At 69.0% G+C, this 22,416-nt stretch carries 28 protein-coding genes; 8 read left to right on the forward strand and 20 right to left on the reverse strand.

Features of this window, described 5'->3' with window-relative positions:
• Window positions 1-46 precede the first annotated feature (46 nt).
• Both AB0N03_RS28825 and AB0N03_RS28830 read right to left on the reverse strand, forming a co-directional pair.
• Entirely contained in the window at window positions 47-565 is a 519-nt protein-coding gene (locus AB0N03_RS28825; RefSeq protein ID WP_364377864.1) for a hypothetical protein, read from the reverse strand.
• Between the two features lie 23 nt (window positions 566-588).
• A complete protein-coding gene (locus tag AB0N03_RS28830) occupies window positions 589-2,136 on the reverse strand; it encodes a phage portal protein (RefSeq protein WP_364377866.1) in 1,548 nt (515 codons plus the stop codon).
• A gap of 33 nt (window positions 2,137-2,169) precedes the next feature.
• On the opposite strand from AB0N03_RS28830, the gene AB0N03_RS28835 reads away from it, so the two are divergent.
• Complete coding sequence (locus AB0N03_RS28835) at window positions 2,170-2,448, forward strand: hypothetical protein (RefSeq protein ID WP_364377868.1); 279 nt, start codon at window positions 2,170-2,172, stop codon at window positions 2,446-2,448.
• On the opposite strand, the gene AB0N03_RS28840 is transcribed toward AB0N03_RS28835, so the two are convergent.
• From AB0N03_RS28840 to AB0N03_RS28915, 16 genes are all read right to left on the reverse strand, one after another.
• Window positions 2,408-3,598, reverse strand: coding sequence for a PBSX family phage terminase large subunit (locus tag AB0N03_RS28840; RefSeq protein WP_364377870.1), 1,191 nt, complete (start codon window positions 3,596-3,598; stop codon window positions 2,408-2,410). The two genes, AB0N03_RS28835 and AB0N03_RS28840, sit on opposite strands and share 41 nt — an antisense overlap.
• A gap of 82 nt (window positions 3,599-3,680) precedes the next feature.
• Complete coding sequence (locus tag AB0N03_RS28845; protein ID WP_364377871.1) at window positions 3,681-4,265, reverse strand: hypothetical protein; 585 nt, start codon at window positions 4,263-4,265, stop codon at window positions 3,681-3,683.
• A gap of 9 nt (window positions 4,266-4,274) precedes the next feature.
• Entirely contained in the window at window positions 4,275-4,781 is a 507-nt protein-coding gene (locus tag AB0N03_RS28850; RefSeq protein ID WP_364377873.1) for a helix-turn-helix domain-containing protein, read from the reverse strand.
• Window positions 4,782-4,935: 154 nt separating this feature from the next.
• Window positions 4,936-5,673: a hypothetical protein gene (locus AB0N03_RS28855; RefSeq protein WP_364377875.1), complete on the reverse strand. Its 738-nt coding sequence runs from the start codon at window positions 5,671-5,673 to the stop codon at window positions 4,936-4,938.
• Window positions 5,674-5,684: 11 nt separating this feature from the next.
• Window positions 5,685-6,533, reverse strand: coding sequence for a hypothetical protein (locus AB0N03_RS28860; RefSeq protein ID WP_364377877.1), 849 nt, complete (start codon window positions 6,531-6,533; stop codon window positions 5,685-5,687).
• 750 nt (window positions 6,534-7,283) lie between these two features.
• Entirely contained in the window at window positions 7,284-7,793 is a 510-nt protein-coding gene (locus tag AB0N03_RS28865) for a WhiB family transcriptional regulator (RefSeq protein WP_364377879.1), read from the reverse strand.
• Window positions 7,790-8,122 carry a hypothetical protein gene (locus AB0N03_RS28870; protein WP_364377881.1) on the reverse strand — a complete coding sequence of 111 codons (333 nt, stop codon included), beginning with the start codon at window positions 8,120-8,122 and terminating at the stop codon, window positions 7,790-7,792. The genes AB0N03_RS28865 and AB0N03_RS28870 overlap by 4 nt, the downstream gene beginning before the upstream one ends.
• A 16-nt stretch (window positions 8,123-8,138) precedes the next feature.
• The gene (locus AB0N03_RS28875; RefSeq protein ID WP_364377883.1) at window positions 8,139-8,654 is read right to left on the reverse strand and encodes a hypothetical protein; all 516 of its coding nucleotides are present in this window, start codon (window positions 8,652-8,654) and stop codon (window positions 8,139-8,141) included.
• Entirely contained in the window at window positions 8,651-9,640 is a 990-nt protein-coding gene (locus tag AB0N03_RS28880; RefSeq protein WP_364377885.1) for a hypothetical protein, read from the reverse strand. The genes AB0N03_RS28875 and AB0N03_RS28880 overlap by 4 nt, the downstream gene beginning before the upstream one ends.
• On the reverse strand, window positions 9,637-9,879 hold the full coding sequence (locus AB0N03_RS28885) for a hypothetical protein (RefSeq protein WP_364377887.1): 243 nt from the start codon (window positions 9,877-9,879) through the stop codon (window positions 9,637-9,639). Before AB0N03_RS28885 ends, AB0N03_RS28880 begins: the two co-directional genes overlap by 4 nt.
• 161 nt (window positions 9,880-10,040) lie before the next feature.
• A complete protein-coding gene (locus tag AB0N03_RS28890) occupies window positions 10,041-10,388 on the reverse strand; it encodes a hypothetical protein (protein ID WP_364377889.1) in 348 nt (115 codons plus the stop codon).
• Window positions 10,367-10,633, reverse strand: a complete 267-nt coding sequence (locus AB0N03_RS28895; RefSeq protein ID WP_364377891.1) for a hypothetical protein — start codon at window positions 10,631-10,633, stop codon at window positions 10,367-10,369. Before AB0N03_RS28895 ends, AB0N03_RS28890 begins: the two co-directional genes overlap by 22 nt.
• On the reverse strand, window positions 10,630-10,998 hold the full coding sequence (locus AB0N03_RS28900) for a hypothetical protein (protein WP_364377893.1): 369 nt from the start codon (window positions 10,996-10,998) through the stop codon (window positions 10,630-10,632). Before AB0N03_RS28900 ends, AB0N03_RS28895 begins: the two co-directional genes overlap by 4 nt.
• A complete protein-coding gene (locus AB0N03_RS28905; protein WP_364377895.1) occupies window positions 10,995-11,801 on the reverse strand; it encodes a recombinase RecT in 807 nt (268 codons plus the stop codon). Before AB0N03_RS28905 ends, AB0N03_RS28900 begins: the two co-directional genes overlap by 4 nt.
• Window positions 11,798-12,703, reverse strand: coding sequence for a lambda-exonuclease family protein (locus tag AB0N03_RS28910; protein WP_364377896.1), 906 nt, complete (start codon window positions 12,701-12,703; stop codon window positions 11,798-11,800). The genes AB0N03_RS28905 and AB0N03_RS28910 overlap by 4 nt, the downstream gene beginning before the upstream one ends.
• Complete coding sequence (locus AB0N03_RS28915) at window positions 12,700-12,939, reverse strand: transcriptional regulator (RefSeq protein ID WP_364377898.1); 240 nt, start codon at window positions 12,937-12,939, stop codon at window positions 12,700-12,702. The genes AB0N03_RS28910 and AB0N03_RS28915 overlap by 4 nt, the downstream gene beginning before the upstream one ends.
• A gap of 177 nt (window positions 12,940-13,116) precedes the next feature.
• Between AB0N03_RS28915 and AB0N03_RS28920 the strand changes: the two genes are divergently transcribed.
• Window positions 13,117-13,581 carry a helix-turn-helix transcriptional regulator gene (locus AB0N03_RS28920; protein WP_364377900.1) on the forward strand — a complete coding sequence of 155 codons (465 nt, stop codon included), beginning with the start codon at window positions 13,117-13,119 and terminating at the stop codon, window positions 13,579-13,581.
• 31 nt (window positions 13,582-13,612) lie between these two features.
• Window positions 13,613-14,110, forward strand: a complete 498-nt coding sequence (locus AB0N03_RS28925; protein ID WP_364377902.1) for a hypothetical protein — start codon at window positions 13,613-13,615, stop codon at window positions 14,108-14,110.
• Between the two features lie 35 nt (window positions 14,111-14,145).
• On the opposite strand, the gene AB0N03_RS28930 is transcribed toward AB0N03_RS28925, so the two are convergent.
• On the reverse strand, window positions 14,146-14,841 hold the full coding sequence (locus AB0N03_RS28930; RefSeq protein ID WP_364377904.1) for an HAD family phosphatase: 696 nt from the start codon (window positions 14,839-14,841) through the stop codon (window positions 14,146-14,148).
• A gap of 65 nt (window positions 14,842-14,906) precedes the next feature.
• Between AB0N03_RS28930 and AB0N03_RS28935 the strand changes: the two genes are divergently transcribed.
• The 5 genes from AB0N03_RS28935 to AB0N03_RS28955 all read left to right on the forward strand — a co-directional run bounded on the left by AB0N03_RS28935 (window position 14,907) and on the right by AB0N03_RS28955 (window position 21,112).
• Complete coding sequence (locus AB0N03_RS28935; protein WP_360665334.1) at window positions 14,907-15,365, forward strand: MarR family transcriptional regulator; 459 nt, start codon at window positions 14,907-14,909, stop codon at window positions 15,363-15,365.
• On the forward strand, window positions 15,355-16,572 hold the full coding sequence (locus AB0N03_RS28940) for an MFS transporter (protein WP_364377906.1): 1,218 nt from the start codon (window positions 15,355-15,357) through the stop codon (window positions 16,570-16,572). Before AB0N03_RS28935 ends, AB0N03_RS28940 begins: the two co-directional genes overlap by 11 nt.
• Before the next feature lie 108 nt (window positions 16,573-16,680).
• Window positions 16,681-18,738: a PhoX family phosphatase gene (locus AB0N03_RS28945; protein ID WP_364377907.1), complete on the forward strand. Its 2,058-nt coding sequence runs from the start codon at window positions 16,681-16,683 to the stop codon at window positions 18,736-18,738.
• 87 nt (window positions 18,739-18,825) lie between these two features.
• Window positions 18,826-20,421 carry an SdrD B-like domain-containing protein gene (locus AB0N03_RS28950; protein ID WP_364377909.1) on the forward strand — a complete coding sequence of 532 codons (1,596 nt, stop codon included), beginning with the start codon at window positions 18,826-18,828 and terminating at the stop codon, window positions 20,419-20,421.
• A gap of 13 nt (window positions 20,422-20,434) precedes the next feature.
• A complete protein-coding gene (locus tag AB0N03_RS28955; protein WP_364377911.1) occupies window positions 20,435-21,112 on the forward strand; it encodes an SDR family oxidoreductase in 678 nt (225 codons plus the stop codon).
• Here AB0N03_RS28955 and AB0N03_RS28960 read toward each other — a convergent pair.
• Window positions 21,109-22,413 carry an amidohydrolase gene (locus AB0N03_RS28960; RefSeq protein WP_364377913.1) on the reverse strand — a complete coding sequence of 435 codons (1,305 nt, stop codon included), beginning with the start codon at window positions 22,411-22,413 and terminating at the stop codon, window positions 21,109-21,111. The genes AB0N03_RS28955 and AB0N03_RS28960 overlap by 4 nt on opposite strands.
• Between the last annotated feature and the right edge of the window lie 3 nt (window positions 22,414-22,416).

Here is a 22,416-nt window from a genome sequence, read left to right on the forward strand (position 1 = left end):
CCCCGGTGAGTCGACCTAAAGTGACGCCCCGGGCGGTAGCTAGAGATTACGAAGCTAATAAATCAAAGCTAAACCCCAGGGTGACGAGGAAAAATGCAAACCATCGGACTGGGTGGCTTTGATGCTGAGCTTGAAGGATTCTTGTAAGTGGATATATGATCTTGTCAATATTTGTGGTAATCAGGCCAAACAGGAAAGAAAATGCAAGTAGGTAGAGGAAGATTATTAGCACTGTTAAGGGCCAGCTCCGCCCGCTTGATGGACCGTTCAACATCTGGTAAATGCCAAGTCCGCCGACTGCGATGGTGGTTATTATGCTGGACTCGACAATGCTTTTTCTTTGTCGTCGAGCAAAGCCCTTGAAGTAGTTTGCGATGGAAGTGGAAGTCTTATTGAGACGCTCGTGTCCTATGAGGTCGAGTACGGCGACTAACCCGCCGGCGTACTGTGCAAGCTTGCCCATGCGTGCCCATGCGTGCATCGGTAGGCCCCACATTTCCATGCCGTCTACTTTTTGCCCCGACCACCACAGGGACCATGCTTCCCAGTAGCCAACGACCTGCATACTCCACCTCCGTAGAAGGAAATCTAACCTCCGTCCGGAGTGTCGTCGGACCCGGCGGACCCGCGGAACTTAGCCGGGTCGGGCACCGTTCGGCCGGACTCGGCCAGGATGGCGGCGACCTCGTCGTCGACCTGACCGTCGTCCCAATCGGGGTGAACCATCCGCACCCGCACGTCGGTCGAGGCGGCCTCGGCTGCGCTGAGCGCCTGCACCGTGCGCGCGAGTGCTTCGGGGTCCGGTTGCGTCCGGTCGGGAAACTCGACCTTCGGCAGCTCGGACACGGTCGCGGTGCCGCCGAAGACGGCCCGGTCGACCTCGACAAGCGCGGCGGAGACGTGCGCGAGCCCCGACGCCCAGTACCGCGCCTTCTTGTCGCGGGTCCGGTTCGACAGCTTCTCGCGGGCGGTGACCTCGGTTGCGGTGATCGAAGCGTCGCCGTCGTCATCGCCGAGCGTCGCCAACGAGTAGCCGGCGGCGCGGAGCGCGGTCCGGGTGATGTCCTCGGCGGTCTCGCGGTGCTCGGCTACCCGGATCGCGAATTGGTTAGCGGAGACGGTGAGGGTGTCCGAGCCGCCGCGCGAGAGCGCGTTCAACTCGGTGTAGACCTCGCGGTCTTCGTCGAAACTCGCGCCGCGACCGGCGCCGTTGTCCTGCAAGTACCCAGTGGGCACCAGTAGCCGGGCCTTGGCGATCCGGACGTCGCGCATCCAACTCGTGTACGTCTCGTCGAGCGCGTCGAAGAGACCTTCGACTCCGTCGAAGTCCGACCGGCCCAGCGGAGCGAGTTGCGGAGTGCCGCGCCACACCCGGTTAGGGCGAACGTTGGGCACGTACGCGGCGGCGAGGCGGTCGGTGCCGGTGGTGATGCTGCCCTCGGCATTGACCAGCGGTGCCGCCCACGCGGTCGCCGGGTCCTCGGCGAGCGGAACCGCTCGACCGAGTTCGGTGTCGGTGCCGACGTGTAGCGCGTGCACGATCCGGCCCGGCTCGTAGCGCTCGAGGTGGCGCCACACGGCCGGCCCGTCGACGCGCACCCGCGTATAGAAGGTGACCGCGGACAACTCACCCCATCGCCACTCGGGCACCGCGGCGTCGGCGTGGACGGCGTCGAGCATGGCGTGCTCGGCCACGTCGGCATCCCAGACCACGCGCAGGTAGGCGCCACCGAGCGCCGAGGCGATCTCCGCCGCCTCGAGCAGCCTCGAGTGCATCGCCGGCGAGTTGAGCACCAAGTCGAGCCGAGCTTGTGCCGCGGCGTCGTCGATGCCGATGCGGGGCGGTTCGGAGAACAGAAGGTCGGCCGACGCGGTCGCGATGTCCGCGGCGAGCGGCACGTGCACCCGCTGTCGCGTCTGGCCAACAGGGACCGGCCGGCCCCAGAAGAACCGGGCGAGCCCGCCCACCAGGCCGCCGCGGTAGGTCGAAGGACGGAGCCGAGGTGTAACAGCGCGGCGGCGTTCACCGGTGTAGATCTCGACGAGCCGCTCGGGATCACCGGTGTACCAGGCATCCCACTCGCGCATACGCGCGTGCGCGTCGTCGAACGGCGGGGGAGGCCACGAAGACGGCATGACGCACCCCCTTTCACCAGCACAGGGAGAAACGTGGGATTCATCAAGAACGCCAAGGCGAACATGGTCGCCGAGGAAGCGGGCCGAGCGATCGCCGAAGGTCGGACCGTGTTTACGCCGCGGCTGAACACGCCCGCGACGCAACACACGATGTCCGGCTCAATCGCCGGATGGGCCGAGATGATCGAGTCGATCGAGGCACAGGGGTGGCAAATGGTCGACTGGTCAGTCGCGCAGGACAAGAACGGCAAGCCGGAGGCGTACCCGCTGTTCAGGCGGCGGCCAGCGCCGGGCGCCAGAGCGCCTCGGTAGTTGTCACGGCGTAGCGGCCGCCGTCAAGCGAGTGATCAGCGATCTTGATCGGCTTGTCCTCGCCGGCGGCGGTCGCTTTGTCGTCCCACGAGTAGCCGGGTACCTCGGCGATGAAGCCGCGGCACCGGTCGGCGACCCGTAGCCGATCCTCGGCGAGCAGGCTCGACACGGTCCGGATGCCGTAGGCGACATCGTTGTCGGCGGCTTGCGTGAGCACGCCGTCGGACTGGAGTTGCACACGGAAGCTCGCCGCGGCGGGGTCGACGACGACGAACTCGGGCCGGCCCTGCTGGCGTGGGTGGTGGTCGAGGTCGAGCCACTCCCGCAGGCCGGCGGCGAGCTGGGAGTCAGTGAGCCGCGTCCGCGCGTGCGCCGGGTCGTGGCGCCACTCGTCGACCAGGTAGAGCCGGTCGTCGGTGCCGAGGCCGAGCAGCAGCGCCGCGGTTGCGTTCGTGGTGCCGTAGTCGACGCCGGCGGCGAGCAGGCGCCGCAGGTCGGGCAGCTCGGCCCACGGCACGACGTGCCGGTCGGGGTCCCACATGTCAAACACGGCGCCCTCGGCGGCGACCCACTCGCCGAGGATGAATCGGCGGAACCACAAGCCGGTGTACTCACGGCGGATGCTCGCGCGGTACTCGGCAGACAACGAGGGGTTGTCGTCGAGGGTGAACGCGAACGAACGCCAGTCGGGCAGCTCGGCGAGCCGGTCGAGGTAGTCGTGTTTCAGCCAGTGCGCCGGGTTGTCCGGGTTGGTGGTGCCGAACAGTTGCGCGCCCGGAACGGACATGCGGCCTAGTAATTGTTTGAAGAACTCACGAGCAACGACAGTGACCTCGTCGACGTACGCGCCGGCGCAGGTGAGCCCACGCAGGACCTTCTCGGCCTTGCTGTCCGAGGCGCCGAGCACGAACACTTGCCGGCCGAGAATCCAGCCGGACGGCGCGCCCGCGGTGTAGCGGACGTGGTCGGCGACCGCGCCGAAGAGGGTCGGGTCTTGCAGCGGCGCGAACACGTTGCGCGCGACCGAGTCGCGGGTGCGCCCGACGACGACGAGTTGCCCGCCGCGGGGCGCGTGCGCGACGTAGATCAACCAGCGCAACAGGCTCGCGATGGTCTTGCCGGACCGGATGGCGCCCGACCAGATGTTCACTCGGGCACGTGACTCCCGCATCGACTCGACTTGCGCTGACGAAAGCGGACACGAGGTGAGCACAGACTCACCTCGTTCTTGTCTAGAGACCGCGTTGCATATCGCGGTAGTTGTCGACCGCTGCGTCGATGTCGAATTCTTCGTCGAAGATTTCTTCGGCGAGATCAATGCACCTTTTCTCGATCTCGTCGACTTCCACAAGGTCGCATATCATTACTTTGTCTTCTCCCACTGTCACGCCTAGTGGGAGGCGGCTATCTGGAAGGCGTCGTAGGGAGCTGTTGCCAGTAGGGCCAGGCAGGGCCTCTTTGTCGGCGAGGACTGCTTCGTCGAGGTGTTCCAGACTGTTGCGTACGAGCCTATGTAGATCGTTTTCTTTGGGGCTGATATCGCCCCTAGCTTCGAGCATTCGGGTTGCCCACTTGTCGAACTGATGGGCCGCGACCATGAGTAGATGCTGCTCAATCCAGGCTGCGTCAAGAATATCCTCAATATCGAGGAGATCTGAGGTAAGAAACTCCGGGGTCTTTCGTGCTTCGTATGCGCGTGAAGCACGGTTCAGCTCTGTGCGGAGCCGTTCCGCTTGGCGGAGCGTGCCGTGTGACCATCGGCGGGCAAGGCGCAACGCGGCCCAGTAGTCTTCGCTTCTCGATTCGTCAAGTTCCACGAAACCATTCTAAGGCGCAGTGGGCGGCAGATTCGTTATGCCCAGTGCCGCGGCGAGCCCGCCGAGCATCGACCGAGTGCCCTCGGCGCCGGTGTCGGCGTCGACCTGCTCGAGCTTGGCCGCGGCGCCGAGATGCGTCGACATCGCCGACGCGAGCGCCTTCTCGTCCGGCGCCGGCACGTGGTCGAGCACCTTGGACTCAATGCCGTTGATCGTGGTCGCGGTGAACGTGTACTGGTCGGCCTCGAGTCGACCGAGGATGCGCTCGGCACGGCCATAGAGTCGGCCGACGATGTCGGTGCGGCGGGCGCGATTGTCAACCTGGCGGGCGTGCGTCGCGGCGGCAGTGGCCGAGCGGTCGAAGTACAGGCCGAGCGCGCGGGCGATGCCGGTCACCGTGGACGGCGAGCGGTTGATCTCCCGGGCGATGTCGTTGCGGGTCTTGCCCTCGGCGTGCAGTTCGCGCACGCGTTCCCGGTCGGCGTCGGTGATGAGGTTGCGCGGCAAGGTGGTCACCTCGCCCCCAGGCAGCAGACAGCCCTGGACCGAGGGGAAGGGTAGCCCGGGGCTGTCCGATCGTGGTGCGGGTACAGCTCACCCGCTGCTGAGCGCCAGTTTAAACGAAACCTGCCGGGCGGGTGGTTACACCCGTCGTCAGCGACCCGTGGTTCTATGGAGCTAGCGTCGCCGCCCAGGCGGCTAGGAGTCTGCCGATCAATTCGATACCTTCAGTGGATGTCATTGTGTTCGAGTTCTTGGGCCTTCCGCGGGCGTGGCGAGCTAGCTCACCGCTGACACTTTGAGTGTTGGCGGAATTTGCAAACGCATCGATCTCCGCCTGAGTCGTCCAACCCGTTGCGACAAGCTTTTGCGTAGCGACGGCCGGTGGAACACCGCCGACGCCTTCGCGGATTACCTCATATGATTTGTTGAGGTGAAACCAGACGCTTTCACCTTGCGCTTTCGCCAGCCATGACAGGGCCTCATCGACGTCCTTATTTGCGGCAGCGGATTCGGCGACCTTTTGTCCCTTGGGCTTGGCTGGTGGAGCCTGCGTGCTTCCGCTGCTGCTGACGACGGTCGCAGTTGCTGTTAGGTGAAATCTCGCTTCGGCTACCCCTGCTTGGACGACCCGGTGACTTCGACTGCCGTCGTTGAAATCTCCTGATAGTTGCGCAGGACGAAATGACGAGTCGCTGAGGCGGCCGATTCCGTTTGCTCGTGTCAGGAGTCGGGAGGCAATTTCATACATCTTCCCTCCGTCGGCGAACAAGGAGTCGAGTGCAGGTGACGTCAGATAAAAACCAACTTCGTCTTGGGCGACGGTCGGCTCTGTGTCAGAGCCTAGGGCTCGGGCAAGTGTCTGTAAGTCGAAATCATCACCCGAAAGTCGGGCTTTTATCGTCATAGCTCGGCATTCTAAACGGCACGTCGGTTCCGCCGCCGAGTAGTCAACGCGAGGTCGATGACGTCACCGACCCGGTATCGCGGCCGCCCGTGCTCGTCGGGCTCGCGCTTGGCGAGCTTGCCGGCGCGCCTCCACGTGCGCAGTGTGTTTGCCGACAGTTCGCGGCCGAGCAGGTTTGGCAACGCGCGGGCGATCTCCGCCGCGGTCGCCTCGACGTCCCGGGCGGCGTCGAGCAGCTTCTCGCGCCGAGCCTCGACGTCATGATGCGTCCCGCACTCGCGGCAGGCGACGACGGCCCGGTCGGGTCGGGCGTAGAGGTCGGCCGAGCAGTCCGGGCAAGGCCCGCAGTACACGCGCGCCGGCGGAAGGTCGACGGCCCGGCGGACCTGCTCGACGGCGTCGCCGATCTCGTCGACCAGCTCGCCGCTGGCCGGGTGGTACTCGACCCATGACGGGTGTCGGCGCAGCCACGCGGCCATCTCGGGCACGGTGTCGTCGAGGTCGAGCGGTTCCAGCTCGGCGACAGTGAGGGGCGAGCCGTCCGGCGCGGTCTCGCCGGTGGGCACGGGCCGGCGTAGGCCGTGCGTCTCCCACAGGTCCCGCACCCACGTCGAGAGCACGTTATGCGCGATGTCACGGACCTCGGCGGCGCCGACATTGAACGGCAGACCGGTCTCGGCTGGCCGCGAGCCGACCCGCGGCGGCCCGGTATTGGCGAGCCGGGCGACGGTGTCCTCGAGGTAGTCGGCCAGCTCGGCGACGTCGACCAGGTCGGCCCGGAGCCGGCCGAGGCACGACGGACACACCGTGCCGCCGGTGGTGGCGTTGGCGCAGAACGGGGCGGCGCACGTGTCGGTCATGCACTCGAGCCTTGGGTCGGCAGTGTCACCGGCCGAGATGTATCACTGGGCGACGGCTACGAGCACGTGGTTGACGAGCGTGGTCCTAGTCGCGGGGTCTGCTCGCTAAGACCTGCGTTTTCGGGCTGTCTTCACGGCAGGAAAAGAGATAAATATCACAAGAGTTTTGGTGTTTCTTCCCCGCCGGCCCTGGTATTTCTTAGCGAAGACGCGCGCGTGCGCGCGCTCGCGCGCGGCGTCCCCCCGACTTTCCTGCGGTTTGCGCCGAGTCGATCGTGCGCCCTTTAATTGCGACAGCCGATCGTGTCGCAGCTTTCCCGCACGGGAGGTGCATCGACGCTCCTGCGCAGAGTGGTTTCTTCGACATCCGAAGTGCTGTGCGGGAACGAGGAAGGATGCGATGCACGACCGGTCCGGGATGCCTCCCGGAAAACCACGGCGTGACCTGCCCGACTTGCTGGACGGGTGGGCGTTGGGGGTGGATGCAGTCGGCTGGACGGCTGACACCCTCGGCATAAGCGGCCTTGCCACATGGACAAGGCCGCTCGCCGGGATTCTCCGCTTGGCTGCTAGGACGCTACGCGGGCGGAGGTAGCCCACTTTGGCGGCCGGGTCGGTTGGTGTTCACAGCACCGCCGGTTCGGCTGCCTCTTTGCGTAAGTGGCAAGGCACTTACGAACGGGGTGAAGGCTACACGAACTATCAAACCCTCCAGCTGTTTGCGAGCTGGGAAAACGTACGGCAAAGCCGTCACGCGGCCGCGCCGAGCGGCTCGTCTAGTTCGGCCTCGGCCGGGATCGGGAGACCGGGCAGCGCAAGCACGTACTGACCGGCGCCGACCCACGTGCGGCCGCACCGGACTGGCTCGGCGAGCACGTACGCGCGCTGCACCGTGCCGCGCCGGCGAGCCCGCAGACGGGCGCGGCGTTCGCGTTCGTACTCGGCGTGTGCGGCGGTACACACCGCACAGCGGCACCGGTGTTTTGCGTATCGGGCGTTCGTGCCGTGCGCCGGCCGAACCGTCGGCGAGGGGTGCCCCTTCTGCTCGGCGACCGCGGTCCGCTCGTCGGCGTCGAGCCCTCCCCAGATCCCCCACGCTTCCCCGGAGGTGAGCGCCTCGGCGAGGCATAGCTCGCGCACCGGGCACTCAGCGCACACGGCCCGGCACTGGTCGCCCTGTTCGTCGGCCGGGTCGATGAAATCGAGGTCGAGGCGTCCGCGGCACGCTGCGCGCTCGCGCCACGACGGCCGGGGCGTCACTGTGGCGCCTTGTCGACCAGCAGCGGCGCGGCGAGTACGGCATCGGCGAGCCGACGAAGCCGGTAGGGCAGCAACCCCGTACCCGGTTGCCGCGCGAGCCCCTCGAGCGCGATGCCGAGTCCGCGGCCGAGGTCGCCCTCGACGACGGCCGTTACGTGCTCGCCGGCCTGGCGCAGCAACGCGGCGAACTGGTCGAGCGCCGACGAGTCGACCGTCGCGGGTCGGTGGTGACCCGCACCGGAGGCGTCCGCCGAGCCGGCGTCGACGCGCGCGTGCGCGCGGTGGCGCCGGCGACCGGTCGCCGCGGTGGTCTCGTCGTGGTTGTTCATTGGTTCCCCCTGGTGTTCAGCGTGTGGACGCGAGCGCGTCGGCGAGCCGGGCGTCGTGCGCGGGCTGCTTGGTGAGCGGCTTGCCACCGGGGCCGGTGCACGGTGCGCCCGGTCGGGCCTTGCACCAGGTGCACGCCACGGCGAGGTAGGCGCGGCGGGCCTCGACTTCGGCCTCGGCATACTCGGGATCGACTCCGCGGGTGATGGCGAGTGCCGCGGTGACCCAGGCGACACCGTCGCGGATGGCGCGCAGGTTCGGCGGCCGCTCGATGGCACGGGCTCGCAACTGCGCGTTGTGTTCGCGCTCGGCGATGTCGCGACGGATCGTTCGCCAGTACTCGACGATGTTGGCCGGCATGACGGTCTCGCCGTTGTGCCGGTAGTGCGCGCGCACGGCGGCGCCGGCGATGTCGGCCGGGACGTCGTCGAGGATGCCGGCCCACATCGTGAGTACGTCCGGATCGGGTTGCGGCACCTTCGGGTCGACGGCAGAGGCGGCGCCGAGCAGGGTCGCGACTTCGGCCCGGTTCACGCGCGCACCCCGTCGACGAGCTGCTCGGCGTCGACGGGCACAGGCTCGGCGGCGAGCGCGAGCCACCCGCGGACCTTCTCGCCTCGAGCACTGCGCACCGGCGGACGCGCGGACGGCTGCTCGGCGAGCTGAGCGGACTTGACCGCGTCGTCGTACAGGTGCGGCAACAGACCAGGCCGAGCACCGGCTCGGCGGTTCCACTCGTCGAGCGCGGCACGCAGCGGGACCAGCGCGCCACCGTCGCGCAGGATGAGATCGGCCTGCTTAGCGAGAGCACGAATCGTCGCCGGCCGGTAGGCGGCGCCGGTCTGGTCACGCCATGCCGTGACCAGGCGATATGCATCGGGACGTGACGCGGTGGCGGCGAGTTCGGTCGCGGTGGTCATGCCTCGCGTACGCGCGCCCCCACGCGCACGGCTACTACCCCCGTTAGGGGGTAGTAGTTCTCCCTCTCCCTCTACCTCTGGCATCGGGTTGCTACCGGTTTGCCCTGGCTCATGCGTGGCGTCGGCTATGGCACTTGCTATCGGTTCGGCTACTGGTTTGCCCTCGGATTTGGTCTGCTCGAGCTGGTCCTCGGCGACGTCGCGCTGCTTGGCCCATCGCTTGGCCGCGCCCTTGCTGCCGGCCTCTCGGCGAGCGTCGCGCAGGGCCTTCGCTTCGCCGGCGGAACGCTGGTGCTCGAGGTAGTCGTGCACGATGACGTGTCCGCGACGCGGCTGCGGGCAGTCCGGGCAGTCGTGCCCCGGGCGGTGCCAGAGCCCGACCTCGACGAGTCGGTCGGCGAGCCGCTTGTGCACGCCGGCGAGCCGGACGACGGCGGCTGGCGGGATCTCCCCGTCGGTGAGGTGTTGGCCGGCGTAACAGAGCCCGGTCACGTACAACCAGCCGGCGGCCGGGTCGTCAATCTCGACGAGCTTCGGGTGCAACGGCAGGTCGACGGAGAGCCGGATGTACTCGCGCCGGTCCTGTGCGCGAGCGTTCATCGCGCCCCCGCTGCGGCTTCGTACTCCTCGGTGATCATGAAGAAATCCACGTCGAGCAGCGCGGAGACCTGATCGAGGGTGTCGCCCCGTCGGCGAGCGATCCGGACGACCTCGAACACCTCGCGCTGGTGTAGCTCGTCGTACGTGCGTCGGCCGTTGAGCGCGGCCTCGACGGCGAGTGCGTCGAGCTTGCGCGCCGGCGCGGCCGCGATTCGGCCGCTGGGAAATTCGATGATCATGGGTCCCCCTGAGGTGGTGCAGTGGCGGACGCGGGCGCGCTTCACCGCGCCCGCCACTGGTCGGTGACGTGCTTGAATTGGCAATTTGCTGGGCTGAACGCTAGAGCGGATTTGAGCGCTGAAGGGGCCCTAAAGGTGCCCTCTTGTCGAGGTTCGACGGCCTAAGTCGATCGGTCCATGACGGGAGACGGACATGCGATCCACACACGGTTGCGGCTGGCGCGGCGGCTGCGCCGTCGGCTGCGGTATTCGCCGCACGGCACGATGAGCCGGCGCGCGGCCCACGTGCCAAGCACGGAAGGGAGCACGTTCGGTGAGTGCGGCTCGACGCTGTCCGGAACGGCGTTGCGGACGTCCTCGGCGGTGAACGGTCGACCCTCGCGCACCAGCGCAGCGAGTGCAGCCTCGGCGGCGGCACGGTAGTTGCGGTTCACGGCGACCGCGGCGGCGAGGTTGGCCTCTTGGCCGGCGTGCCGATCGGCGAACCCTAGGGCGAGCTGGTCGGCCACGGCTTGGCCCCCTCCCACGAACGCGACCGGATCTCACGCGCCCACTCGGCCAGGTAGGCGAGCAGCTCGCGGTGCCCGGACATGTCGTAGACCCGCTGGCCTGGCGTCCGGTCGGCGACCACCGGGCACGTCGGGCACTCCGGGCAGCACGGCGAGCAGTCGGTCAGGTCGCAGCAGCCGGCACCGAGGTGCTCAGCGCAGCAGACGACAACGCGGCCGGTCGGCACAAGCGCGGCCGCGGTCACGCGGTCACCTCCCGCAGGGCCGAGCGCAGCATCGACAGGTGTTGCTCGGCGCGCACGGCGCGCGCCTGCCACCCGTCGGCTGCGGCGAGTCGCTGTCGGATTTCGCCGAGGGTGAGCCCGTCGAGCGGGTCGGCCTCGACCTCGGCGGCCGGCGTGGTCCGGTGCTTGTTCAGGTGCGGCCGGATGGAGTGCATGTTGTCCGAGGTGTAGTCGCAATGGACGCACCCGTACGTCGTCGAGCCGTCGGCGAGCAGCAGCGTTCGCGTCTGCCGCCAGAGCACCGGCGCGCCACCCTTGGCGCGCATGGGTGCCTCGGTCGGCTCATCGGCGATCACCTCGAGCCCCTTCGCGCTGGTCGCGGTCATCGCTCACCGTCCGCGGCGTCCGCCGGCGCGGTCGGCCAGTCCTCGACGACTTCGGCGTCGACGACGTTCTCGGCGGTAGGCAGGGTGACCGGCGCGGCCGGCGGCGTCTCGGGCGGCGGCCCGTCGGGCTGCCAGACGCGCTCGGCGCTGGTCGGCACCCACTTCGCGAGCTGGTGCGCCGCACTCTTGAGCCACATCGCTTTCGGGTTCCACTGCCACGGCGAGAACGGCGAGTCGGCTCCCTCGGCCTTGGACAGGATCACGGCGATGTCCTCGGCGGAGAGCACCGAGACGTTGCTCGTCGCGCCGTCGCGCATCTTCGCGTAGGCGTAGGCGATGACCAGGTCGCCGCGGTCGGCACGCCAGTTGATCTCGTGCACCGGCCGGTCGTGCTCACCCGGGTTGTAGGTGAACGTGTCGTGTTCGCGCACCACCTCGACTTTGACCGACGACACCGCGCCGGCCCGGTACATGAGTTCCACCTCGCCCTGATATCCGGTGATGCCGAGGACCTCGGGACCGCGCTTGGTCTTGCGGGGCACGAGGTAGTACTGCTCCGTGCCCGGCTCGAGCCCCTTGCGCGCGGCGTCGAGCAGCGCGACAAGCAACGACGTCGGGTTCTTCTCGGCGGCGTTCGCAAGCTGGGGACTCCGACGCAGGGCACTGGTAGCGATGCGCAACCACGTGTCGGGGCGGATGTGGCTGGGGAGCACGGTCGCGAAGTCGGCGCGGTACCTGCGCACGAGCGCGGCCGGCGAGTTGTCACGCTGGGCGACGGCGGATGTCACGGTCTGAGTGGTCATGCGGCGGCGGTCACCTTCTGCGGTGTCGAAGGGATAGAAGACGGGCGCAGGAACGGCAAGGCGTCGCCGCTGCCCGGTACGCGGATGGCGATCGACTCGCCAGCGACGACGGCGCGGCGGCCGGTGCCGAGCGCGTCGAGCACTTCGGCCGCGGCCTGCCGCTTGTCGTCCTCGGCGGCCTTGTGCTCGGCGACCGCGGCCCGGTAGCGCGCGGCGAGCGCCGGGGTGATCTCGACCTCGATGTCGTCAATGAGCGGGTGTAGCGCGCGCACCGTGCGGTAGGTCGCGGTGTGCTCGTCGATGTCCGGGCGCTGGTCGCGCTCGAGGGTGTCGAGGAACTCGCGGCCGGCCTCGCGGAGCACGGCGACCTCGGCGATGTTCCAGTCGACGACGTACTCGCGGTAGTCCGACCCGAAGATCAACACGGCGATGTGCGCGCGGGACAGGCCGAGCGTGTCGAGCTGCCACAGCGCCTGTGTCCGGTAGTAGATCGGTACCTCGTCGGTACCGGGCTCGCCCCACTCGTCGGCGTTGTGCGATGTCTTGACCTCGAGCAGCGCCCGCCCGGTCAAGGTGGATAGCAGCCGGTCGGGCGTGGCGAGTTGCCACGGCCGAGAGCGGCTCGCCCAGGTGCCCGTCCGGCGCGCCCGGTACTCGGGGTGCAGGTCGGCGAACGCACGGGCGATCGGTTCCTCGAGCCACTGGCCCCAACGCATGACAGCGTTGTCGTCCTCCATGCCGGCGTAGCCCTTTTTCTTGTGCCACAGCGAGAAACGGCTCTCCCACGGCGAGAGTCCGAGCACTGCGGCGACCTCGGACCCGCCGAGCGCGGACGCGCGGGCGGCGTGCCAGGCCGGCGAGCCGGGCTCGAACGTGCCGACGCGCTTCGCGGCGGCACTCACGCGACGGCCCCGTGTGCGAGGGGTTCGTCGCTGTCTTCGATCTCGAAAACCTCGTCGAACTGCACGGCGAGCGTGCTCAACGTGGCAGCGATGAACGGGTTACCCGGCAGCTGCTCGCCGTCGAGTACCCGGCCGACCGTGGACTGCGAGACGCCGAGCCGCTTCGCGATGGCGTAGCGCGTTCTCAGACCTTGGCCGGTAGCGATCTTGTCGAGCGCATCGACACGGATGCGCACACGGACGGACATTGGCCTCCCCTGACCTACTTCCGTGGGCAGAAGATTTCTGCCCGGAAGATCGACCTTAGGGGCGAATGCGAACGAGTTTCAACGGTTGCGTGCGCGGAAGTAGCAGGTAAGACGTACGAAGGTCAATGTGTCACTACTTCCGTTCATGGAAGTAGAGTCACCGGCGTGGACAACACGTGGTGGCGCTACATCGACGTGCGCCTCATGGCGCGCGGCTGGAAACCGGCCGACCTATCCCGGGCCTCCGGAGTCGCCGAAAGTCGGCTGTCTGACTGGCGAAAACGCGGCTCACCACCAGCAATACCGAACGCGCGCGCCGTCGCCAATGCGCTCGACATCCCCCTCGTTCCGCTGTTGGCGGCGGCCGGCGTGCTCACCGCCGACGAGGCCCGGCAGTCGCTCGCTGCCTACACCGTTGACGAACTTCTTGAGGAGATCAGCCTCAGATTCCGGACAGAGAGGGCGCATGCCCCCGAATGGGATGTGATCCATCCCATATCCGAGGCGGCTAACCGGTTCCAGTTGGTTGCCGACAACCCGGACGGGGAGCCGTTGAGGATTCAACAGGAACGCGCGTGGGTGAGCGACTCTGAGTTGCCCGACCCGCCCGGCCCGGAGACGGGTGCCTGACACCTCCCCCCGCACGGCAAGGGGAGGAACGTTGGAATGGGGAAGAGCTTACGAACCGTGCAAGCACGCTCAAGCGCTCGGCGTCCAGGTGGTCGAGTCCGACTCGGTCCGCGGCTGGGGTGACTATCGGGACGGCGTGATCCGTGTGCACACGACGCTCGTACAGGCCGAGTCACGATGCACGTTGGCGCACGAGATCGTGCACCACGAGCACCGCGACGACATCCTCGGCTACTGCGGCGTCGGATGGCTCGACACCCGGCTCGAGCGCCAAGTGCACGCGACCGCGGCGCGCCGGCTGATCATCGTTCCTGAACTCGCCGACGCCCTGCTCTGGTCGGACGACGTGAACGAGATCGCCGAACAGCTCGTCGTCGACACCCGCACGCTCTACGCGCGCGTTCTCGACCTCGAGTCCGCAGAGTACGACGAGCTGCACAAGCGTCTCGGCAGCCACAAGCGCCGCGCGCTCGACGACTTGCACGTCTACGCGGCGCGGCGCCTACCTCTGCCGCGTACGCCGAGCTGATCTGGTGAAAGCTCGACACGTCGGCGACGCTTAGTTCAACCCGAGACCAACCCAAGGGCGGCCGGCAGGTCGGTGATCTTGTTCAGGACTCTTGTCCGCTTCAGCACTTCGGGGTCCGGCGGGAAGTGAGGGTTCGGGATCGCGTAGACCGTCATCCCCGCTGCCAGTGCCGACTTGAGGCCGTTCGTCGAATCTTCGACCGCGGCGCAGTCTTCGGGGGCGACTCCTAGCAGCTCAGCCGCGTACAAGTACACATCTGGAGCGGGTTTGCCCTTGCCTTCGAGCGTTACTCCGTTGGTGTGTACTTTCCCGGTTTTCGTGTTCCCCGCGCCGACCTGTTCGGACGACACCGCCGCCCCCACCGGCAGGCCCGTCACGTCGAGGAACCCCTTGATCAGGATCACCGGCGACGAGCTCGCGATCGCCACCGGCCACCGCTTCGAGACCTGGCGCACGACGTCGACCGCGCCGTCGATCAGCGGCGGCTCCTGGGCGTACCGCGCCGCCATCCGCTTGACCACGAGCGTCGCGATCTCCGGCGGCGAGAGCCGCGCACCCAGCTCTTCGACCAGGTAGCGGGCCCATTCGGGGGTGCTCATCCCCTGCTGCGCCCGTGTCGCCTCCTCGCGCCACGTGCCGCCGTGCTCGGCGACCACCGCGCGGCGCACCTCGTCCCAGATGCGCTCCGAGTCCACCAGCACACCGTCGAGGTCGAAGATCACCGCGTCCATACCCCGAGCCTAGCTTGTGAGCCGAATTACTTAGCTACCCTTACCAAATTTGTTAGCATAGCTAAGTGACTTCCGCGATCGCCGATCTCGCCCACCGGCTGCGGCCGCTGGTCTTCCGGCTGTACCACCAGGTGCGCCGCCAGACCCCGCAGCTGACGCTGACCCTCACGCAGGGTTCGGTGCTGAGCGAGCTCGTCAACGGCGGGCCGCGGCGGATGAGCGCCCTGGCGGAGTTCGAGCGGGTGAAGCTGCCGTCGATGACCGACGTCGTCAGCCGCCTCGAGCGCCTCGGCCTGGCCACCCGCACGCCGGACCCCGCCGACCGGCGGGCGGTGCTCGTGGACGTCACCGACGAGGGTCGTCGCTTCTACGCCGAGATGGTCGCAGCCCGCGAAGAATTCCTTCGCGAGCGGCTCATCGCCATGGACGACGCCGACCGCGCAGCGATCGAAGCCGCCCTCCCGGCCCTCGCCAAGTTGCTCGTTGACACCAAGAAGGAGGAACTGATCAGCGATGAGCGCTGAACACCACTCGAGCCTGCTGGACGCCGTCAAGGGCCAGCCCAAGCAGGTGTGGATCACCGCGTTCGCCGCGGTCATCGCCTTCATGGGGATCGGCCTGGTCGACCCGATCCTGCTCTCCATCGCCAAGGGCCTGGACGCGACGCCGTCCCAGGTCACCTTGCTCTTCTCGTCGTACCTCGGCGTCCAGGTCCTCGCGATGCTGGTCACCGGCGCAGCGAGCGCCAAGTTCGGCCCGAAGCGCACGGTCATCGTGGGATTGACGCTGATCGTCGCCGCCACCGCCCTGTGTTCGGCCGCCGGCTCGATCGAGCAGCTCGTCGGGCTGCGCGCGGTCTGGGGCCTCGGCAACGCGTTCTTCATCGCGACGGCGCTCTCGGTGATCGTCGGGGCGGCGACCGGCGGGCAGTCCGGCGCGATCCTGCTCTACGAGGCCGCGCTCGGCGTCGGCCTGTCGGTCGGCCCGCTGCTGGGCGCGCTGCTCGGCAGCATCTCGTGGCGCGGCCCGTTCCTCGGCACCGCGGTCCTGATGGCGGGCGCGCTCGTGCTGTGCGCGGTGTTCCTGAAGAGCGACAAGCACGAGAAGCGCGAACCGATCAAGCTGCTCGACCCGATCCGTGCGCTGAAGCACACCGGCCTGCTGCGCACCTCCGTCGCGTCCGCGCTGTACACCGCCGCGTTCTTCGCGGTACTGGCCTGGTCGCCGTTCGTCCTCGGCTGGAGCGCCATCGCCGTCGGCCTGATCTTCTGCGGCTGGGGCCTGTGCGTCGCCGTCGCCGGGGTCGCCCTCGCGCCGAGGCTCGCCGCCAAGCTCGGTGAGCGGCACGCCGCCGCGGCCGCCGTTTTCGGGTACGCCGTGCTGATGCTGGTGCTGGCCGTGCCGAGCAAGCCGGTCCTCGTCGCCGGCATCATCGTCTCGGGTCTGGTCTCCGGTCTGCTGAACACGCTGTTCACCGGCACCGCGATGTCGATCAGCGACGCGCCGCGCCCGGTCGCCAGCGCGGGCTACAACTTCTGCCGCTGGCTCGGTGGCGCCGTCGCCGCGACACTCGTCGGGCACGTGGCCGAGTGGTTCGGCTCCCCGCAGGCGCCGTTCGTCGCCTCCGCCGTGCTGTGCGTGATCGCCGGTGGGCTGCTCTCGCTGCGGGAGCGCAAGACCGACCCGCACACGGTGCCGAAGGAAGCGGCGCTCGTCGGCGAGGAGTTCTGACCCGCCGTTCGGGCTAGCAGTACACCCGCCGTTCACCTGTATGTCTGGAATGGCTGGTTTGGGAGGCTTACGGTCGGTTCGTTCCCGAACTCCCACCCTGGAGGCCTCGTGCCCGACCGTCTGCTCCCGCTGCTGCCCGTCCACCCGGGCGGCCGCTCCCCGATCACCTGCGAATACCGCTGCGGCAACGCCTGTGCCCACCCCGAGCCGAACGAGTCCGGGAACGAGTACTTCGGCGACGTCGTGAAGGACCTCTCCCGCCGCGGGGCCTTCAAGGCCGGGGCCGTGCTGGCCGCCGCCGCGGGCGGGTTCGCGGCACTGTCCGGGACCGCGGCCGCCGCGCCGGCTCAACGGCCGCCCTCGCGCCCGGTGCCCGGCACCGACTTCGACCCGGTCCCGCCGAACAAGCTCGACGCGGTCACCGTCCCGGACGGCTACGCCCAGCGCGTCGTCATCCGCTGGGGCGACCCGGTCGTCGCCGGTGCCCCGAAGTTCGACTTCACCCGGCAGACGGCGGCCGCACAGGCCAAGCAGTTCGGCTACAACAACGATTTCGTCGGCCTGATCCCCCAGGACCCGCTGGGCCTGATCAACCTGCTCGTCGTGAACCACGAGTACACGGCGGAGGTGCACCTGTTCCCGGCCGACCAGTACGACCCGGCCAACCCGACCGAGGAACAGGTGAAGATCGCCTGGGCCGCGCACGGCTTGTCGGTGCTGCAGGCCCGGCGTGACCCGGTCCGCGGCGGGCTGGAGATCGTGCCGAGCCGGTTCGCCCGCCGGATCACCCTCGACACGATCTTCGAGGTCCGCGGCCCGGCCGCCGGTTCGAAGTACCTGAAGACGTCGGCCGACCCGAGCGGGCGCAAGGTCCGTGGCACGCAGAACAACTGCTCCGGCGGCGTGACGCCGTGGGGCACCGTGCTTTCCGGCGAGGAGAACATCCACCAGTACTTCGCCAACTCCGAGAAGGTCACCGACCCCGTCGAAGCCGCGCGGCTGAAGCGCTACGCCATCGGCACCGGCACGAGCACCCGCAGGTGGGAGCGGTTCGACAAGCGCTGGGACGTCGCGCAGGAGCCGAACGAGCCGAACCGGTTCGGCTGGGTCGTCGAGATCGACCCCAACGACCCGACGTCGACGCCGATCAAGCACACCGCGCTCGGCCGGCTCAAGCACGAGGGCTCGAACATCAAGATCACCACCGATGGCCGCGTCGCCGCCTACACCGGGGACGACGAGCGGTTCGAGTACATCTACAAGTTCGTCTCGAAGGGCAAGTACAAGCCGGGCAAGAGCGCGCACGCGCGGCGGCACAACTCGGCGCTGCTCGACGACGGCACGCTGTACGTCGCCCGCTTCACCGGCGACAGCTCGGGTGAGATCGACGGCACCGGCAAGCTCCCGGCCGACGGCGAGTTCGACGGCGCCGGCGAGTGGATCCCGCTGGCGAGCGGGAACAAGTCCTTTGTGGACGGATTCACCGCGGAAGAGGTCTACGTCTTCACGCGGCAGGCCGCGGACCGGGTCGCCGCCACGAAGATGGACCGGCCGGAGGACATCGAGCCGAACCCGGTCAACGGCCGGATCTACGCGGCGCTGACCAACAACTCCGACCGCGGCGCGGCGGGCAAGGCCGGCGTCGACGAGGTGAACCCGCGCGTGGCCAACAAGAACGGCCAGATCCTGGAGTGGGAAGAGCACCGGGGCGACGCGGCTTCGACGAAGTTCTCCTGGCGGCTCCTGCTCGTCTGTGGCGACCCGGCCGCGGCCGACACCTACTACGGCGGCTTCGACAAGAGCAAGGTCAGCCCGATCTCCTGCCCGGACAACGTGACCTTCGACCGCCACGGCAACCTGTGGATCTCCACCGACGGCAACGCGCTCGGCGCGAACGACGGCCTGTTCTCGGTCCCGGTGACCGGGCCGGAGCGCGGGCACGTCAAGCAGTTCCTGTCGGTGCCGCCCGGTGCCGAGACGTGCGGTCCGAACGTCACCGACCACGTGGTGCTCGTCGCGGTGCAGCACCCGGGCGAGAACGCGGCGAGTTCGGCGAATCCGACGTCGCACTGGCCCGACGGCGGCACCGCGCAGCCGCGGCCCTCGCTCGTCTCGGTGTGGAAGAAGGGCCGCTCCGGGCGGCCCGGCCGCATCGGCGAACGCTGACGCGCCGGGCCCGCGCCGGCCGAGGTTCACTCTTAAGTGGACGGTTCTCGGCCGGTGCGGGCCCCGGCCTCGCGTCATAGTCGAGACATGGTCCGTTCGGCGCGCGTGGTGGCAGTGGCGGTGGTGGCGCTTTCGGGGACGGTCGTACCCGGGGCCGCCGCGGATCCGGCGCCCGCGTGCGGCGGGATCGCGGCGAACCCGAGCGTCGAGGAGACGGCGCGCAACGGCGCCCCGGACAGCTACGTCTTCACCCCGGCCGCGCCGGTCCCTCCCGGCACCCCGGCCGCGAAGGCGCCCAGGCTGCTCACCGAGCAGGCGTTCGCCGTCGACGGGCAGCGGGCGGCGGTGATCCAGACGCCGGACGGCAAGGCGAGCACCGCCTATTCCACCGAGAAGTTCGTCCCCGGCGGCGTGTACACGCTCAGCGTGTCGACCGGCTCGTACGTGCCGGCCGCCGGACCGGCGACGGGCCTGCGCTTCTACGACGTGAACGGCGCCCAGGTCCAGGAGACCAAGCTGGTCGCCGACCACGACGCGGGCGACGGGCGCCTGGTGAAGCAGGACTTCCCGGCGGCGACCGCCCCGGCGAAGGCGGCGACGGTGAAGTTCTTCGCCACGACGAGCGTCGAACAGCTGCACTGGGACTGCGTCGGCCTGCAGCTCGCGGCGTATTCGGTGAAGAAGGAAGTGCAGAACCCGGCGACCGGCGCGTGGGGCCCGTTCGCGACGGTCACCGCGGGCGAGACCGCCCACTACCGCGTCACGGTGACGAACGAAGGCACGCAGGACCTCACCGGCGTCACCGTCCAGGACCCGTGGTGCAGCGGCAAGTTCGAGCCGTTCGCGCTGGCCGGGGGCGCGAACAAGCAGCTGACCTGCGACCACCCGGACCTGACGGTCGCCGACACCGGGCACGTCAACACGGCGAAGGTGACGGGCGTGGAGTACGAGGGCGGCACGCTGGGCGACAAGACGGCGTCGGCGACGATCACCGTCCAGCCGCCGCCCGCGATCGCGAAGATCGGCGACTTCGTCTGGAACGACCGCAACCGCGACGGGATCCAGGACCCGGACGAGCCGGGCGTCGCGGGCGTGAAGGTGACGCTGAAGGACGGCGCGGGCGGCACGGTCGGCACCGCGACCACCGACGACAAGGGCAAGTACGGCTTCGAGAAGCTGAAGGACGGCACCTACCAGGTGTGCTTCGCCGTCCCGGCGGAGTTCACGGTGACGCGCGAGGACGCGACGGCCGACGACCGCGACTCCGACGCGGCCCCGGACGGCTGCACCGCCCCGCGCACGCTGGGTGGCTCGGCCCGCGAGGACTTCACGGTGGACCTGGGGCTGGCCCCGCCGACGAACCGGATCGGCGACTTCGCCTGGTCGGACACCGACGGCAACGGCCTGCAGGACACCGGCGAGCCGGGGTTGGCCGGGGTAAAGGTGACGCTGAACAACGGCACGAGCGTGGTCACCGGCCCGGACGGCGCCTACGCCTTCACCGGCCTGGAGGACGGCAGCTACCAGGTCTGCTTCACGTCGGCGGGCCACAAGCCGACGAAGAAGGACGCGGGCGACGACGCGAAGGACTCGGACGCGGACCCGGCGACGGGCTGCGCGGACCCGCGGCAGCTGGGCAAGGACAAGCGCGACGACCAAACGGTCGACGTGGGGTTCGCCTAGCTACGGTGGGGGCATGACGGATCTTCCCCTCGCCCTCGTCACCGGTGCCTCCCGCGGGATCGGCGCGGCGGTCGCCCACCAGCTCGCGCCGACGCACCGCTTGCTGCTCGGCGGCCGCGACGCCGAAGCGCTGGGCACACTGGCGAAGGAGCTTCCGGGCGCGCAGCCGTGGCCGGTCGAGCTGACCAACCCCGCGTCGCTCGCCGAAGCCGTGGCGGGCATCGACTCGCTCGACGTCCTGGTGCACTCGGCCGGCGTTGCGCGCCTCGGCCGCATCGAGGACGCGTCGGCCGACGCCTGGCGCGACAACTTCGAGGTCAACACCCTGGCCGTGGTCGAGCTGACCCGCCTCCTGCTCCCCGCCTTGCGCGCGGCCCGTGGGCACGTGGTCGTGATCAACTCCGGCGCCGGCCGTACCGCGCGTCCGGGCTGGTCGCCGTACGCCGCGAGCAAGTTCGCCGTTCGCGCCTTCGCCGACGCCCTGCGCGAGGAGGAGCCCGAGCTCCGCGTGACCTCGGTCTACCCCGGCCGCACGGACACGGAGATGCAGCAGGAGATCTTCAAGGGCGAAGGCCGCGACTACGACGCGTCGCACCTGCTGAAGGCGGACTCGGTGGCGACCGCGGTGGTGACGGCGGTGTCAGCCACCCCGGACGCCCACTTGACCGAGCTGATCCTCAAGCCGAACTAGCGCAGCCGCGCGGCGGTCTCGGCCACCCCGGCCTGGATCTTCGCCCGGTCCACGCGAAGCGACTCGCCGTCGGCCACGACCTGCTCGCCCGCGACCCACACGTCCCGCACCCGCCGCGACCCGGCCGCCCAGACGAGGTTCGACAGCAGCTGCACGTCCGGCACGTCCACGCCGCACGCGAAGGCCGGGTCGTCCAGGTCGATGTGCACCAGGTCGGCCCACCGGCCCGGCTCCAGCGCCCCGATGTCGTCCCGGCCCAGCGCCGAAGCGCCGCCGCGGGTCGCCAGCAGGAAGGCGTCGGCCGCGGTCAGCACCGTCGAGTCGCCGGTCGCCAGGCGCGCGAACATCGCCGAGAGCTGCAGCTCTTCCCACAGGTCGATGTCGTCGTTGGACGCCGGTCCGTCGGTGCCCAGGCCGACCGCCACGCCGGCGTCACGCAGATCCTTGATCCGCGCGATCCCCGAAGCCAGCTTCGCGTTCGAGCCCGGGCAGTGCGCCATGCCGACGCCGTGCCGGGCGAACAGCGCGATGTCGGAGTCCGAGAGGTGGATCGCGTGCGCCGCCAGCACCCGGCCGCCGAGCATGCCGAGCTTCTGCAGCAGCGTCGGCACCGAACCGTGCGCTTCGCGGACGACGAGGTCCTCCGCGACCGCCTCCGCGACGTGGATCTGCACCAGCGCGCCGCGCGAAGCAGCCGACTCCGCCGTCGCGCGCAGGCCTTCTTCGGAGAGCATGTACGCCGAGTGCGGGCCGTAACCCAGCTCGACGCGGTCGCCCGGGCCGAAGCGGAGGCCGTCGGTGTCAATCCAGCGGTCGATCGCGGCCAGCTGGGCGCGCCAGTCGAGGCCCGGCAGCTCCATCACCGGCGGCGCGACCAGCACGCGGCCGCCCGTCGTGAGCACCGCGTCGACCAGCTGCTCGCCTTCGAAGTACATCTCGGCGCTGGTCGTGACGCCGTGGCGCAGCATCTCGACCGAGCCCAGCAGCATGCCGGTGCGGACGTCCTCGGGCCGCAGCTTCGCTTCGGCGGGCCAGATGATCTCGTTGAGCCAGGGCAGCAGCGGCAGGTCGCCGCCCATGCCGCGCAGCAGCGTCATCGGGCTGTGCGCGTGCGTGTTGACCAGGCCGGGGAGCAGGATGCCGGTCAGGGTGGTGACCGGTGCGGCGGACTCGGGGGCGGTGGCCGCCGGTCCGCAGTAGGAGATGCGCCCAGCGCTGTCCACATCGACGACCGCGTCACGCAGGAGCGAACACGACGGGTCGGCGGGGAGAACGACAGGGGCGTGGAAACGGCGTTGCATCTC

This window comes from Amycolatopsis sp. NPDC051061, assembly GCF_040682935.1.
Taxonomy (GTDB): Bacteria; Actinomycetota; Actinomycetes; order Mycobacteriales; family Pseudonocardiaceae; genus Amycolatopsis.